Raw genomic sequence first — 15,811 nt, forward strand, 5'->3', positions numbered from 1 at the left:
CAGACCAAACCCGTCGGTTCACCGAACTGACAGCGAAGTCCGATACTGTGTGACCCTGATCGGTCCCGACCACCGACTGTTCATTTGAACCCTCTGCAAAGGACGACACGAGTGACCACTGGACGCAACTCAGCAGATCGATACATCAGCAAGGGACGCGAGCTGATCAAACCCGTGGTCCACGGAGTCGCCCGACGGGCACTTCCCGTGGTGGAAAGGGCCTCCGGCACGAAATACGTGCGCGAACGTGCCGCTGGAGGCAAAGGCGGCAAGAAGTCGGCCGCCGAGGCGCAGAAGAACGCAGCCGCAACCGCCCGGGCTTATCGGAAGCTTGCCGTCGGGCTGAGAGGCGGATCTGCCGAAGACATCGATGGCTGGAACGTCGCACCGTCGTCGCAGGAGGTCGCTGCCAAGGAACGGCAGCTGGCACGACTCAAGGCGCATTCGACGCTGTCCGAGTCCTTGGCCAAGGGCCAGCCCTTCGGCCCCTCGAACATCGAGGCTGCGCGAGCGCTCATCGCCGCCGGCTTCCAATCCGAAGTCGTGTCCATCGGACTCAACCTGTGCGCCCAGCCTCACCACGAGGAGGTCGGCAGAGCACTTCTGGGAATGGCGTACCAGCGTTCCTCTGAGCCTGCCGTGGCCTGGGCGGAATTCGCGCAGGTCGACGATCGGGATCTCATCGTCGCGGCCGCCGAAGAGTACTACCCCACGGCCATCGACTCCCGGGGACGTGAGGCCCTGCCGCTGCTGGAGCGATCGAACGAGTCCGAAGAGACGCAGCGGTGGAGCCAGAAAGCCGTGCTGCGCACCGCGGAGTCTGCCTTCTGCATCGATGCCTTCGACCACGTCCGCACCCTTGTCGATTCACGTCTGAAGCAGGACGACCTCGACGAGGCGGTGCGCTACGAACTCACCCGCATGCTCGACTGGCTGCCCGGCGGCAAACACCTCGAACCACTTCCCACGAGCGCAGGCACACGCAATTTCGGCGTGCTCAGCTACGATCAGCCGGGCATCCGCTCCCGCAACATCGGCGACTACATCCAGACGATCGCCTCGATCGGTCACCTCCTCCGCTACGAGAACCTCACGTTCTCCGGTGACAAAGGACTGACCACGCTCTTCGCGAAGCTCCGCGGGTCCGTCAAAGAAGAACGGAAGTACCCAGGCCCCGAAGCCGAGCTCAACCTCGTCGAGGTCTACCGCGACGGCAATGTCTACCAGGAGATCCCCGAAGACACCTGGTACATCGCCTTCGGCTGGTACATGCACGACATCTTCGGAAAATCATTCAACATTCCGTTCCACCCGAACCTCCGCCCGATCCTGCTGTCGGTCTTCGTTCGATACCCGGAGATGCTCACGCCCGAAGCCATTGCCTACCTGAAGAAGTACGGTCCTGTCGGTTGCCGCGACTGGCAGTCAGTGGCACTCCTCCGCGCGGTGGGTGTCCCCGCCTTCTTCTCCGGATGTCTGACGACGACCGTCGATACGCTCTTCGCCACACCTTCGAAGGACCACCGGGCTGGCACTCTTCGAGTCGATTGGATGAAGGACGCCAAGGGGCCTAATAAGAAGCAGACGGTCACCGCCATCCGAGACAAGTCGTTTCCGGAGAACCTCGAACTCGCTCGCAACTGGGTTGCCGACTATGCGTACAAGTACAAGCAGGTACTCACGTCTCGTCTGCACGCGAACCTTCCCGCGCGATCGGTCGGCGCGGACGTCGAGTTCGAACCCAAGAACAAGTCCGATTCACGATTCGGCGGGCTGATCGGAATCAACGAGGACGAGTTCGATGCCATTCGCAACGGCATCCTCGACAAGCTCTCCGTCCTGCTTCCCCTCATCGGCACGGGAGCGTCAGAAGACGAGATCTACAGCAAATGGGTCGAGATAACAGCCGACGATATGGCTGTCGCTGACGACTACCTGGCTACCGCACAGCTGCCAGTAGCAGACAGGGCCGCAGTTGCGGCAGCGGTTCAAGCGGCTGAGAAGCCGGCGCCGGAGAACAACGTCACGGACATCGTCGTGACGGTCGACAAGGGCGAACAAGCCCTGGTCGCGTCTGCGGTCAAGGCCATCGATGACCACACATCGACGCGCTATCGAGTGTGGCTACCGGCGGATGCCCTCGACTCGACGCAGGTCGACGACATCGAGTCACACTTGACCAATGGCACGATCCGCGTCCTTCCGCCGGTGACGTTCCCCGGTGTCACGGACAGCAACGATCTGGTGCAGGCTCTGCTGCCGGAGCTGTTCGCCGACCATGAGCGACTCGTCGTCATTCCCGCCGCGGCGGAGGTCAGGACCGACATCGCCGAGCTCGCGGCCACCGACCTCGGCGAGGCGCTCATCGCGGCGAAGCACGATGTAAGGAAGAACCGATCCAGCGGGCTCACCCTGATGCGTCGGACGGCCAGTGCATTCGGCGATGACCACGTCGGAGCGCTCAAATACGTCTTCGCCAGCCACGCGGGAATGAACGAAGACTTCGCTCCCTTCGACCCACAGATCGCTGTGCTCAATCCGAGCGCACTGCGCAAAGACGGCATTGCGGAACGCGTCCTCGGTCTGCTGTCCGAGGTCACCATCGGCTATGTCGATGCCCTGCAGACGGCGGTCCGTGGACGTTATGCGCATCTCGACGGCGACTGGAACGTTCGTGCGCAATGGGAGACCTCGCCGGATCCCAAGATCGTCAACTGGCGCGGTCAGACCCGCTACTACGGTCACATGGCATTGAGACGGTGAAGAGCTCCCGGCGCCGTCCCTCCCGCCCATGAACTGAAGAAAGGCATCAGCAGTGAGCCTGAATGTTCGACCCAGCCGTGAGAACAACGGCAACCATGACACTGCTCGTCCTCTCGGCACAGACGCAGTGCACGTCTATAACGTCCTGTGGGGGATCCCCACATCCATGGGCGGGATGACGACCGCCGCCCTCCGACGGATTCGCAGCTTTCAGAAGTTCGGTCATCCGCTGTCGCAGACCATCCTCACGTTCAGCCCGCGGATGGATGCCGATGAGACGAGGGCCCGTCTGATCGCTCAGGGAAAGATCAGCGACGACGTGGAGCTGGTGAACATCTGGCCGGAACTGCGCGCCAGAACCGAATCAGGTCTGACTGCGCTCAAGGGCGAATCGCTGCGGGCCCCGGTACCGCCGGAGGGCGGCGAGGTCGAGAACATCACCGCCTTCTACGATGTGTTCCGCCACCCGCGGACCGGAGCAGTCATCCGACGCAACTATCGGCGAGCGGACGGAAGCCTCCTGGTCGCTGACATCGAGGATCCGAAGCTCGGCAGACGGTTCATCCTGCATTCGCAGGACGGACGGTCGATGACGGAATGGCGGCGACCCCGAGATTTCTACAATGCTTGGATCTCGGCGGTGGTGACGAAGGAGCCTGCCGTCGTCATCGTCGATGAGAAGAAGGTCAGCGAGTTCATCCACGAGATCTCGGACCGGGCATTCCCACTCGTCCTCTTCCTCCACGGGACCCATCTTCGCCACCCGTGGAACGGCAACCACGGTCAGATCCTGCCGCGCAGGCTGGACACGATGCGCAACCTTGACCGTTTCGACATCGTCGGGGTGCAGACAGAACAGCAGGCCGAGGCGGTCCGAGCCTTGGGATACACCGAGGCGAACACCAGATTGCTGACGGGGGAGCTTCCCGAATCGGCAGTGCTGTCGGAGGTTCCGCGCCAGCGACCACTGAACTCGGCCGTCATGATCGCCAATCTCATCGAGCTCAAACGCATCGATCATCCGATCCGTGCGGTGGCAGAGTTGCGGGACCGAGGAATCGACGTCTCCTTGACCGTCCTCGGTGAGGGCAGCGAACGCGGAAGGCTCGAGAAGCTCATCGCCGACCTCGACCTCGGCGACCGCGTCAAACTGCCCGGCTATGTCACCGACGTATCGGATCGACTGCAGTCAGCGTCCTTCTCTTTGCTCACGAGCACAAGCGAGGGTCTGCCGCTGTCGATGATGGAATCCATGGGCGCCGGATGCATCCCCATCGTCTACGACATCACCTACGGCCCGCGGGACCTCATCGAGCACGGTCGCAACGGCTTCATCACACCGTGGAGCGACATCGACGCACTGGCCGATCAGATCGCCGACTTCCTTGCATTGGACGAGAACCGCGTCGACGACATGCGCAGGGAGGCACGGAGGACTGTCGAGCGCTACCTTCCTGAAGCCGGATACCAGCGTTGGCAGGACGCGCTGGAAGAAGTGGCGGTGGCGAATCTGCCCGATGAACGGGACGAGGATTCGGCACCGGCAATCGAAGCCAAAAAGCTCACCTACGCGGCGACACCTCAGGGGTGCCGCGTCGAGATCGAACTCGACCAGATCGATCCAATGATTGCCGAGAGTCTGCAACTTGTTGTTGCCGGACGAAAGCTCAGCACCTTCTTCGTGAGCAGCAGTACGCAGATCTCATCCCGCAGATTCGGCCGCAGAGTCGTTCTTACCTTCGACGTCGATTACGCGGGCTTCTCGGAGTCTCCTGGGGAGACTTTCGACGTGTTCTTGCGCAGGGCCCAGGGACTGTGGACGGAGAAGCGGAGGATTCAGGCACCGAAGCGGTTCCGCGCCGTTCAGGTCCAGGCCAGGGAATGGTATTCGACGAAGCACGGGAACCTGTCGGTCCGCCCACGTTCGTAAGACAGACCCGGTACCTCAGTCGTCGCTGGACTCGGCGTTGGTGCTCTCTGAGTGGAACTGTCTCAGTTCGACGGAGCGATCGGCGATGAGGTGGGAAACAGCAGCGGTGAACAGTGCTGTCGACGTCCCTTTTCCACCTTCTCCGAAGTAGCGTCGCCTAAGCTCCTGCCTGGCAGGGGCGGCCGTGTCATCGGAGAACATCTCGAGCAGCATCGATTCCACTCGACCCACCGTCGTCTCATCGATGATCGGGGTGGCTCGACTGATGGGGGCCTCGGAATTGAGCTTCGCTGTATCGGTGCGGCGGTCCGTAAGTGCCAACGGCTTGTGCGGTTCGAGGTAGAGGTAATCGAGTCCGACGCTGGAGACGTCAGTGACAAGCAGATCGACCTCGTCGAACATGGCGAGGATGTCTCCCTGCATGAGCACCTGGTGCTGCTGTGTCGGGTCGTCGATGGCTTCGTTGGCCCGGTCGATGAGTGCGAGGATGCGCGTGTTCGCCTCTGTCATGGCAGGGTCGTTGGAGGCTTCGACCCGGGGATGCGGCTTATAGACGAGCCGAGTGTTCGGGACCCTCAAGGCAGCCTCGACAATCTGGGGGCCGTAGAGGTCGACCGAGGTGTAGTTGTTCGACTCGTTCTCGCCTTCCCACGTCGGCGCGTACATGATCGTCCGTGCTGATGAAGGTTCGAGCTCCGCCGGCCTCTCGATGTCCAGTTGCGGGCGACCCACTTTGATCAGTGCGGATTCGTCGAAGTCAATGAGTGCTCTGCGGTGTCGTTCGATTGCAGCATCGCCGGCGACGAACACCTTGTCGTAGGCCTTGGCCTGATTGGACACCATGCTCAGCTTGTCCGACTCACCATGATTGATGTGGACGTGAACCATCGGGGAGAAGGCCAGTGACTGGAAGTTCGTCACACCATTGTTCACATAGAGTGCCAGCTTGAAATCGTTCGCGTGGTAGAAGGTGTGAAGAGGATCGAAGCGCCGTTTGAAGACCACGGGCAAATGAGTGGAATCGAGGGCTTGGAGCAGAGCCGACCCCTTGCGCAGGACGAGAACGACTCGGTGGTTCTTGTGGAGCTCCTCGAGCACGGGGAGCCACTGTTCGAGCTGATAGAACTTGGAGCTGCGATCACCGAAATAGACGACCACGTCACCAGTTGCATGGCTGCCATCGAACTCGTCCTCGAGCTGGTTCCAGCGTTCGGTACCGCGAATCCACTTGCTCGTGTTCTTCCAAACGCGTGACTGCACTGCGCTTCGGGCGATGGATTTTACGGGGTTCTTCACAGTTCGAACTCCTCTTGGTCTTGTAGTCTCAGAAGCAACAGGGGAAATCGCACGAGTGGCTTCGGTTCCTGCGCCAGGATATCTTCTCGACCTCGATGCCATTCACAAGACAGAGACTTCCACCTGTCAGTCGGACAGGCGTGTCGAAGAGTTTCCGGGGCTGTATCGACAACTGCTAGGCTACCAACGTTAACCGAAGGTAAATGAGAAGCGCCGGTGGCGTGTGGCCGGCGTCCGGTAAGGGGAATCTGTGGTAGATGAGCTGACAATTGAAGGAATCTCGTGGGAACGTGTGATTCTGTCATTTGTCGTCAGATTTCCCGGCGATGCTCCCGATTCATTCTTCCTGACGCCTAATTCTCGGCCGTATGAGGTCGAACTTCCCGTCCGAGCGGAACCGTTGGACGAGGGTCGTTATCGACTGAGCATCAATGTCACGCAGTTCAACCGCAGAGCGCAGGTTCCGAACGGAACCTACTATATTGTTGCGCGACGTGGCGAAGAGAACATTCCGGCGGCGTATCCGCTTGCAAAAGCCGATGAGCTCGGCGACGCTTCTCGAGCGTTTGTCTACAACAAGAACTTCTCCGCATACACGGTCACTTTCGGAATCTCCGATGACGAAAACGCACCGTATTTCCTCATGCGCACATACTCCTTCGGCCGCTCCGGAGCGAAGCCGTCCTCCGCTGTTGCGAAATTGAAGTCGAAAGCAAGGAAGAAGTGGAAGTCGACGAAGCGCAAGGCGCTTCGGAGCGTCTTCGCACTTTCATCCTTCAGGCGTCCCTCCGACGGCAGCAACATCCTCTTCGCCTCTGAAGCTCGCCCAAATATGCAGGGTAACCTCAAAGCAGTTCATGACCGCATGCTCGAGCGTGGGCTCGACTCCGATTTCAATTTCGGATACTCCTTTCGCACAGGACGGACGAGCAGTCGCCAGAGTGCGTTCGCCCTGGCATGGGAGATGGGCAAGGCCAATACCATCCTCATCGATGACTACTTCGCAATCCTCAAGGACCTCGGAAACCGCGACGAGCAGAAGATCATCCAGCTCTGGCATGCTGGCAGCGGCTTCAAGTCAGTGGGCTACAGCAGGTTCGGGCAATACGGTTCGCCGAATCTTCGCAATGCCCACCGGCTTTACTCGTATGCGATCTGCGGTTCTCAGCATTTGCGAGACGTCTACAGCGAAGCCTTTGGCATCGAGCGCGAGGCGGTCATCGCCACTGGTCTCCCACGAATCGACGGCTTCCTCAGGGAAGGGCGTGCAGAAGAAGTTCTCGTCGACTTCGAGAAGCAGTTCCCCGATGCGAAGGGCAACCGTAAGATCCTGTTCGCTCCAACATTCAGAGGTCGCGGTTCGGGGGATGCGCATTACGACTACGAACAGATCAACTTCCGCGAACTCTACGATTCCTGCGGTTCGGACACCGTCATCCTCTTCCGGCAGCATCACTTCGTCCCCGATCCGGCACCCATCCCGTCGGAGTTCGCCGACCGTCTGATCGATGTCGCGTCATATCCGGACACGAACGATTTGATGTTGATCTCCGACGTGCTCATCACTGACTATTCGTCTGTCATCTACGAATACGCATTGCTTGAGCGTCCGATGCTCTTCTTCGCCTACGACCTTGATACCTATTCGGCGACGCGTGGAATGCACAAAGACTATCGGGAGGCTACTCCGGGAAGCATTGCAACCACATTCGATCAGCTTGTCGAGTACATCCGAATGCCCGAGCTGAGCAACGAGAAGACGAAGGAGTTCGTCAAAGAGAACTTCGACTACGTGGATACGCACAATTCAGACCGAGTCATCGACTCGTTGATTCTCAGCGAGCCTGTGACCGGATACGAGTCGGCGGACTTGGAGGCTGAGGACCAGATCTCTGAGCGTGTGGGCGAGGAGGACCCCGGAACTCCCGGTCAAGAGGACCAGCTGAACGCGCCCTCAGACGACTACGCTGGCAGCAGTGAGAAGAACGAAGAAGAGGACGAGGAAAACCAATGGCAAACATCGCAGTAGTCTTCGCTGGAGGCGTGGGTGCCCGAATGGCGCACAGCTCCCGTCCCAAGCAGTTTCTTGAAATCCACGGCCGCCCGGTGATCGTGCACACTCTCGACGTATTCGAGCAGCACCCGGAGATTGACGCGATAGCTGTGGCTATCCTGCCCCAGTACCGGGAACACCTCGAGCGACTCATCAAACGGTATGAACTGAGCAAGGTGAAATGGATCGTCGATGGTGGATCCACCGGCCAGGAATCACGACACAACGCACTCAAAGTCGTCGCCGAACACAACGACCCCGACAGCATCGTGCTCATCCACGACGGAGTTCGGCCCCTGATCGACGCTGACCTCGTGTCCCGGAATATCGAGAGCGCCCGCGAGTTCGGATCGGCGATCACCTGCACGAAGATGACAGAGACTGTGGTCGTCGAAGAGGGCGAAGGCATCAAGGAAGTCATTCCCCGCGATCCGCTGTGGACCGCCCAAGCTCCGCAGACCTTTGCGCTCAAGGATGTTCTGGCAGGTTATGACCGGGCTGTCGCGGAAGGTGAGAACGACTCCATCGATACCTGCACTCTGATGAACGGCTTCGGTTACCAAGTGCACCGTGTGGAAGGCCCCCGGACGAACATCAAGATCACGACCGCCTCAGACTACTATGTGTGCCGTACGTTCCTCACTCTCATCGAGGACCGGGAGGCCTTCGGCGGTGAGTGAACATGTTACCGAGATGACCGTCGGCGAAAGCTCAGACGTCGTACTGTTCGACTCTCCGGTTTTCGCCGACGATGTGCGCCGGATCGCTTCGGCGGATCTGCCGTGGGAACAATACTCTGGGTCGGAGATCCTGGTGACCGGTGCCTCGGGGATGATCCCGATGTACGTCGTGGGTACGCTTCTGGCAGCAAACGACTTGCATGGACTCGGAATGCGTGTCTCAGGGATGGCTCGAAATGTCCCGAAAGCGAAGGCCCGATTCGGCAGTGCGCTCGACCGAGCCGACTTCACCCTCGTTGAAGGTGATGTCATCGACCACGAGTCATTCGATCGTCCCTATTCGATCGTCTTCCACGGAGCTTCGCCAGCACGACCGACTCTGCATAAGAGTTCACCTGTGACGACACTCAAGGCGAATGCTCTCGGCACCATCAACCTGCTGGATTCCCTGGTCGCTGTCGGAGGGGAGTCGTTCGTCCTTCTCTCATCCTCTGAAGTCTACGGTGCTGTCGCCAACACCGAGCTCATCAGCGAGGATGACGAGGGTACACTCCAGCACTTCGCTCCTCGTGCCAGCTATTCCGAGGGCAAACGCATCGCGGAGACTGCTTTGGCCGCCTATGCTGACGAATTCTCCGTTCGTGCGCTCAGCCTTCGCTTCGGTCATATCTACGGTCCGGGGATGGCTCTTGACGACGGACGGGTCCAAGCGGATTTCCTCGCTGATGTCGTGCTGAATCGGAACATCCGGATGATGAGTTCCGGCGCAGCCACAAGGACGTACACGTACGTTGCCGACGCAGTCCTCGGCTTGTTCTATGCGCACCTGTGTGGTGAGGAACAGGTGTACAACGTCGCTGATCCTGGGGGGAACGTCAGCATTCGCAGACTGGCCGAGACCTTCGCCTCAGCACGACCGGACAAGAACCTGGAGCTGGATTTCGTCAATCCGGAAGACGGCCGTTCCTTCTCCCCGGTCGCCTCCCTGGGCCTCGATGCACACAGGCTCGCCGCGCTCGGGTGGAAGGCAACCACGTCATTGAACGATGGTGTATCCCGTACTGTGCGATCCTATGAGGACGGCCCGCTCATCAATCCCTGAACGAGGCCTGACTTGAACTGTCCTAATATGGACAATTGAATATCGGCACCGACGGCAACTGCCGCGACGACGAGGAGTCCTGAACCATCATGAACCCCCTTCGCATTCTGCTCTTGACCAATAGAGACTCGGACAACGTCGGTGACCAGATCATCGAAGCCACAGTGATCTCCATCATCAAGGGGGTGATGAAGAACCTTGGCTTCGCCGCTGACGACTTCACCATCTCCAGCCGCGCGGCTGGAATCATTTCCAAGAAGTACATGAAGACCGAAGACCCAGAACTGCTCAAGGTCGCTCGCAAAGCGATCTCGGAGTCGGACCTCATCATCTTCGGTGGCGCGCCACTCTTCAACTACGCGTACCAAAATTTCTATCGGCGAACTATCGTCACCCTTGAACTCGCACAGGAATATGGAGTGCCTGTCCTCTTCTCCAGCATCGGTGTAGAGAGATTCGACGCGGAGAACCCGAAGAGTCAGGCGCTGAAGAGTGCCCTGCAGCTGCCTATCGTCAAACAGATCACTACTCGTGATGACATCGACTCTGTGCGGCGCTATGTCGAGGGCACCGATATTCCGACTGCACACGTTGCCGACCCAGCGGTTCTCGCAGATATCGTCTATCGAGAGAATACCGATCAGAAAGCAACCCCAGCTCCGGCACGGTCAACGAGGGTACGAATCAAGCGCAAGATCCGGCGCGTGGTCAATCGACTACTCGCAGACGAAAAACACAAGCAGACCGCAGCGTCAGGCGCACGAGCAACGAGCAGTTCGGTCTCGCCTTCGCAGTCAGCTGCAGGAATTTCGAAGCAGGGAGTTGCTGCCGGCTCCAAGCGTAAATGTATAGGTCTCGTTGTCACCCGTGCAGGAATCTTCGCCGACAACGGAATCAAATTCACAGGGAAGGACCAGCGAGAGTTTTGGTTGAACACCATTTCGAAGCTGACTGAACGCGGTTATGACTATCGCGTATTTACCACTGGACATTTCACTGATGAAGTGTTCTTGGATAACCTCGTCAAGAACGGTGGATTGCAGGGTAACAAGGCGGCTGTGAACGTGAACTCTCCGGAGGAGCTCATTGAAGAACTGCGCCGATGCGACGGTGTAATCGCCTACCGTTTGCACGCGAGCATCACCTCCTTCGCTATGGGCATCCCGTCTATCGGACTGTCGTGGAACTTCAAAGTTCCCTACTTCTATGAGTCCGTGGGATATGGACACAGGGCACTCTCACCCGAACAGTGGACAGCAGACGAGGCTGTTGTCGCGATCGAAGCCGCTATGGCCGAGGGAATCACGAAGGACGAAAAGTTCCTCAAGAGCGTATACGACACCCTTTTCACCGGAATCCGGGATGTGGTCTCTCCAGATAGCACAGCTGAACCTTACAACTTTGCCGAGCTCTGGCAGGGACTTCCCCGGCAAGCGGCAACTGGGTCCAAAGCTTACAGGGAAAAGGTGAATCGTAAACTCCGTCGGACCTACGAGAGCTATCAGAGGCTGTCGGTCAAGGCTAACGCTTCGAAATGACACGTGGTTAGCAGAAGCGGAGTTGAAGCAGCGGACTCCTTTGAGATTCCCGTCCTGACGAATCGGGACTCCGGCAACATGTGCGATCAGATCATTGAGGCCTCGGTAATCAGCCTGCTTTAGACTACGGCGGTCAACCTCGGGATCGCACCTAGAAAGGTGACGATCCGGAGTCGGGCGGCAAGCTTGATCAGCAGTCGGTACATGTCTACTCGTGACGAGTCCCTGCTTGAGCCCGCGAGGTATGCGCTATCCCGCGCAGATGTCGTCATCTTCGGTGGTGCTCCGCCTTTCAATGATCGCTATCAGATTTTCTACCTGCGGACTATCCGGACAGTCGAACTCTCTGCCGAATACGATGTGCCCGTGTTGTTCTCGAGCATTGGCATCGAGCAGTACTCCGCTGAGAATCCACGCTCTCAGCAACTAAAGAAGGCTCTTGCTCTGCCAGTGGTCAAGTAGTTCACAGATCGAGACGATATCGAATCCGCGAATCGCTACGCCGAGGGGACAAATCTCCCTACGTCGCTGGTCTCTGACCCTGCAGTCGTTGCTGACTCTGTTCTGGGCGTCGAATGTCGAGCAGGTGCGGCTCCGAAACTCGGCGGGAGGCGGCGCATCGGATCGCGCCGGGATCTTCAAAGACGACGGCATCGATTTCGACGAAGCGGACCAACGTCGCTTTTGGCTCGATGCGATCGCCGATTTGGAAGCTCGTGGAGACGACTATCATCTCTTCACCACAGGCCACTTCACTGACGAATTGTTTCTTGATTCGCTGGTCAGGCATCATGGAGTTCCGAGAAAGTAGGCCTCCACCACGGTTAAGTCGCCGGACGAGTTCGTTGCCGAATTGGAGTAGTGCGACGGGGTGATCGCTTAGCGTCTGCACGCGAGCATCATGTCACTTTCCCTCGGCATTCCTTCGATCGGTCTGAACTGGAACTACAAGGTTCCGGATTTCTACCGCTCAATGGGTTATTCGGAACGCGCGCTCGATCATACGGACTGGCACTCCACGACGGTCCTTAAGGCCTTGGATGTTGCAATGAGCGAAGGCGTTACTAAAGACCCGAATACCCTTATGACTGTGTACCGAACTTTGTTCGCCGGGCTAAAGGGCATCATCGTTCCCGATTCACAGGCAGAACCGTACTCTATTGGCGAACTTCGTGAGAAGATGCCGCGTTATCGGGGGACTTCGCGAAAACAGTATCAAGAGAAGGTGCGACGCAAGCTACGTCGATCCTATGGACTCTACCAGCAGAGAGAGCCAGTTTAGATGAGGCTCGACTTTCTTCGAGGGAAATCGGTCGTTCGACATTCGCTTCACTTATGCTCGGGCTGAAGTCTAGGCTAAAGCGTCTATCGAGTCGCTAATGTGTCATGCAAGGTCGTTAGCCGATGTTACGTCGGCAGTGTTCCCTTCCTTGTCGGTCAGCTCCACTACGAAGCTGCGTCGTCTCACGGCAGAGCGCGGCACAACCACTGAGGCGTGTGTCGTTGAGTGGACGACGAGTTCGGCAGGTTTGTCCGTCCTCGAGCTCTCCCTTCGAAAGGACGCGCTCGCCATATTCGCAACCGGACCATTGACGACGAGGACTATAAAGCGTCCGACTTCGAACTGATCCATGACCTGTATTTCATCTCGCTTGACTGGATTGAGATGTTTTTCGGTAGGGCCGATGTCGATCGCAAGTCCGTTAGATTTAGCGAAGAACACGACAGCTTCGGTGGGATCTCCAATCAGAAGTGGCGAGGTGTCTAAACCTGCCGAACGTGATTCTCCGAATCGTTCCCGGGCCACAAGCTGTCCCCATTTCACTTTGATGAACGCATCCCAGATGCCGGAATCGGTGAGCTTTGACGGACTGAATTTCGCCGTGAATCGTACCTGGGCACCGAGACCTCTGGCGTATGTTCGGGAGATATCAAGCTTGGACACTACCTTTGTCTCGAGCTTGCGGTGCTGGAAGATGAGCTGCGCAGAGTCCGGAACTTCGTCCAAACCGAAGATTCCGACCTCACCTCGGATGACGGCTGTTTTTCCTACTGAGGTGATCGACTCAAGATTTTGCTGGAGCCTGACTCGCAGTTTTCCGATGCTGGAACCTTTGTGAGGATGGTAGATCAGTTGGGTGCGATCGTCGTCGAGAGTGAGAGGAATCGGCTTCTTCTCTGCCAGTAGTCGACTGACGGCTTCCACCCCGTCGATATCATTGCGAACGCCAAGGTCAACAAGGATTTGAGATTCGGGTAAGCCGCGATCACGAACGCTCGCCGTCCATAGGGGAGCGACGACTTCCTGAAACTCCCTCAGCATGGCTTCGCGTTCTGCTCGGTCGTGAGCGGGTAGCATCTTCTTCCCGAACACCGAGGTAACTCCGGCCGAACCGATGATCGGACGCCTAAGGAGCTGGTCGCGGCGTTCCCCCGGCTCGGTATTTTCCACGATCGCCTGAATAAGCGTCGTGATTCGCTTGAGATGCTGGCTCGGAGGTTGACCGGTAGTCGTTATGTTAGTTCCATCGTCACGGCCCCGTATCCAGTAGTAGATCTTGTCCGCCAAAATTGAGACATGTGGACTGTTCAAGTACGCCTTCATCGTAAAAGGCTGATCTTCGCCGATTTTGTAGCCGAGCGGGAACCAGATGTCGTGTTCAACGAGTATCGATCGACGGAAGAGCTTCCAAGAGCCGAGAGTCGAATGCGCCTTTGATTCGATGAAATCTGTAGCGAACAGGGTTCTGCCAAAAGCGGTTGAGGGGATGTCCCCTGCACGCTTCTGACCGAAAAGTCCCATTTTGCCCAGGACCACCCCCGAACCGGTATCGTCCGCGACTGTTGTCATTCGCGACAAGGCGTCAGGTGAGAGTTTGTCATCTGCGTCGAGAAAGAACACGTATCGGCCCTGTGCTCTCTTCAACCCATAATTGCGTGGAGCAGCGGCAGAGCCGCTGTTGGATATGGAATAGACCTGAAGGTCGTTCTCTGACTCTGCGAGGTCAGTGAGGATCTGCAAAGAACTGTCGGTAGAGCCGTCGTCGACGGCGATGATTTCGACAGATCCGCGGGGCATGTCGTGTTCTCGTGCCGAACTAATCGTTTCGCGCAGGTATCTCTCGCAGTTGTAAACGGGGATGACGACGCTCACGTCGACAGGCTGGAGTTCGTCGAAGTTCTTGAGCGCGGTTGTAGGGGATGTAGTCATGGGCTGGCTCCAGTGCAGTGTTCGTAAGAGGCTGGGGATTCACCTCAACCTCTTATGCTACCTATGCAGTCGTCAGTTCCATGGAGGGCGCGGCGACAGTCGCCGAAAAGAAAAAGCAACGCGAAGGTCGCGAACAGTCCTAACTGCTTGAAGCCCAAGTAAGTATTGCTAAAATCGCAACTTGTGTGCAGACTGTATGAGTGGTCGCGACGAGAAGAGATGCAGAGACCAGCGTGACGTCGCTGGTGACCCGTGTCCGCGACGCCATCAAGAACGCGGGAATCAACCACAGCGAGGTCGCGCGCCGGATCGGGCTCGACGCCAGCAAACTCTCGAAGTCCCTGGCCGGAACGCGGAAGTTCCGAGTCGAGGAGATCTCACGCATCGCCGAACTCACCGAAGTCAGCACCGACTGGCTCACGACCGGGAGAACGGCAGGGCCACCTCGGCGGGGGAGGGCCACACCGACCTCGGGCAACGTTCCTGTATCCGCCTCGCCCGACGGCGACGATATCCCGACGATTCCCGGGCAGGGCGACAATGCAGAACCACCCTCGGCCGACCCTACGCAGGAGTGGATGTCGAAGGGCACCCGCAGCCGGGTGACGATCATCGCCGCAGCCTGGGAGCTCTACGCCGACCTCGGCATCGCCAAAGTCCGCACCGAAGACGTCGCCCGCGCGGCCGGCATGACGACCTCGGCGGTGAACTACCATTTCCGGACCAAGGACCAGCTGCTGCAGGCTGCCCTGCGGCACTCGCTCGACATCATCGCCCAGACCCGCCACCTCAACGACCCCACCGACCCCGCCGCCGTCCTCCGCCACTTCGCCCGACTCCACGCCGGTATCGATCTGAAGATCCGCCGCGTGTGGTCGATCTGGCTCCAATGCTGGGCACGCGCAGCCACAGACGAAGGCGCCCGCGCGAACCTCACCGCTGTCTACGGCGAATGGCTCGACATGATCACCGCGGTCGTCGAGTCCGGACAGCGATCGGGCGCGATCCGCACCGGTGACACCTCCCTCATGGTCAAGGCGCTGGCGATCTTCATCGACGGCCTCGGCGTCGCCCGCACCACCGAACACATGCCCATCACCGATGACGAGGCGCTGGCCATGCTCGAGAACTACCTCGCCGCCCACGTCCTCGCCGACGATGCCACCTCCACACCAGACACCCGAACCCCGAAGTCAGAGCGAGTCGCCGCAGTCGGCGGACCCGATTCGACGTCCTAG

At 58.6% G+C, this 15,811-nt stretch carries 11 protein-coding genes; 9 read left to right on the plus strand and 2 right to left on the minus strand.

Annotated elements, in window-relative coordinates; translation table 11 throughout:
- The first annotated feature begins 111 nt into the window (after positions 1-111).
- Together HK401_RS02110 and HK401_RS02115 are read left to right on the plus strand one after the other, a co-directional pair.
- Complete coding sequence (locus HK401_RS02110; RefSeq protein ID WP_181272989.1) at positions 112-2,763, plus strand: glycosyltransferase family protein; 2,652 nt, start codon at positions 112-114, stop codon at positions 2,761-2,763.
- A 52-nt stretch (positions 2,764-2,815) separates the two neighbouring features.
- Positions 2,816-4,693 (plus strand): glycosyltransferase, encoded by a 1,878-nt coding sequence (locus HK401_RS02115; RefSeq protein ID WP_181272990.1) that lies wholly within the window; start codon positions 2,816-2,818, stop codon positions 4,691-4,693.
- Between the two features lie 15 nt (positions 4,694-4,708).
- Here the strand turns inward: HK401_RS02115 and HK401_RS20950 are convergent, their stop codons facing one another.
- Complete coding sequence (locus tag HK401_RS20950) at positions 4,709-5,989, minus strand: CDP-glycerol glycerophosphotransferase family protein (RefSeq protein ID WP_309135884.1); 1,281 nt, start codon at positions 5,987-5,989, stop codon at positions 4,709-4,711.
- A gap of 250 nt (positions 5,990-6,239) precedes the next feature.
- Between HK401_RS20950 and HK401_RS02125 the strand changes: the two genes are divergently transcribed.
- The 6 genes from HK401_RS02125 (at position 6,240) to HK401_RS02150 (ending at position 12,644) form a co-directional block, all read left to right on the plus strand.
- Complete coding sequence (locus HK401_RS02125; protein WP_181272991.1) at positions 6,240-8,018, plus strand: CDP-glycerol glycerophosphotransferase family protein; 1,779 nt, start codon at positions 6,240-6,242, stop codon at positions 8,016-8,018.
- Positions 8,000-8,722: an IspD/TarI family cytidylyltransferase gene (locus HK401_RS02130; protein ID WP_181272992.1), complete on the plus strand. Its 723-nt coding sequence runs from the start codon at positions 8,000-8,002 to the stop codon at positions 8,720-8,722. Before HK401_RS02125 ends, HK401_RS02130 begins: the two co-directional genes overlap by 19 nt.
- A complete protein-coding gene (locus tag HK401_RS02135; RefSeq protein ID WP_181272993.1) occupies positions 8,715-9,824 on the plus strand; it encodes an NAD-dependent epimerase/dehydratase family protein in 1,110 nt (369 codons plus the stop codon). The genes HK401_RS02130 and HK401_RS02135 overlap by 8 nt, the downstream gene beginning before the upstream one ends.
- Before the next feature lie 89 nt (positions 9,825-9,913).
- Entirely contained in the window at positions 9,914-11,362 is a 1,449-nt protein-coding gene (locus HK401_RS02140) for a polysaccharide pyruvyl transferase family protein (protein WP_181272994.1), read from the plus strand.
- Between the two features lie 550 nt (positions 11,363-11,912).
- Positions 11,913-12,173, plus strand: coding sequence for a C97 family peptidase (locus HK401_RS02145; protein ID WP_181272995.1), 261 nt, complete (start codon positions 11,913-11,915; stop codon positions 12,171-12,173).
- Positions 12,174-12,263: 90 nt separating this feature from the next.
- Positions 12,264-12,644: a hypothetical protein gene (locus tag HK401_RS02150; RefSeq protein WP_181272996.1), complete on the plus strand. Its 381-nt coding sequence runs from the start codon at positions 12,264-12,266 to the stop codon at positions 12,642-12,644.
- A gap of 102 nt (positions 12,645-12,746) precedes the next feature.
- Here the strand turns inward: HK401_RS02150 and HK401_RS02155 are convergent, their stop codons facing one another.
- Positions 12,747-14,573, minus strand: coding sequence for a glycosyltransferase family 2 protein (locus tag HK401_RS02155; protein WP_181272997.1), 1,827 nt, complete (start codon positions 14,571-14,573; stop codon positions 12,747-12,749).
- A gap of 200 nt (positions 14,574-14,773) precedes the next feature.
- On the opposite strand from HK401_RS02155, the gene HK401_RS02160 reads away from it, so the two are divergent.
- Positions 14,774-15,811, plus strand: a complete 1,038-nt coding sequence (locus HK401_RS02160) for a TetR/AcrR family transcriptional regulator (RefSeq protein WP_309135885.1) — start codon at positions 14,774-14,776, stop codon at positions 15,809-15,811.

This window comes from Brevibacterium oceani (assembly GCF_013623835.1).
Lineage (GTDB): Bacteria > Actinomycetota > Actinomycetes > Actinomycetales > Brevibacteriaceae > Brevibacterium > Brevibacterium oceani.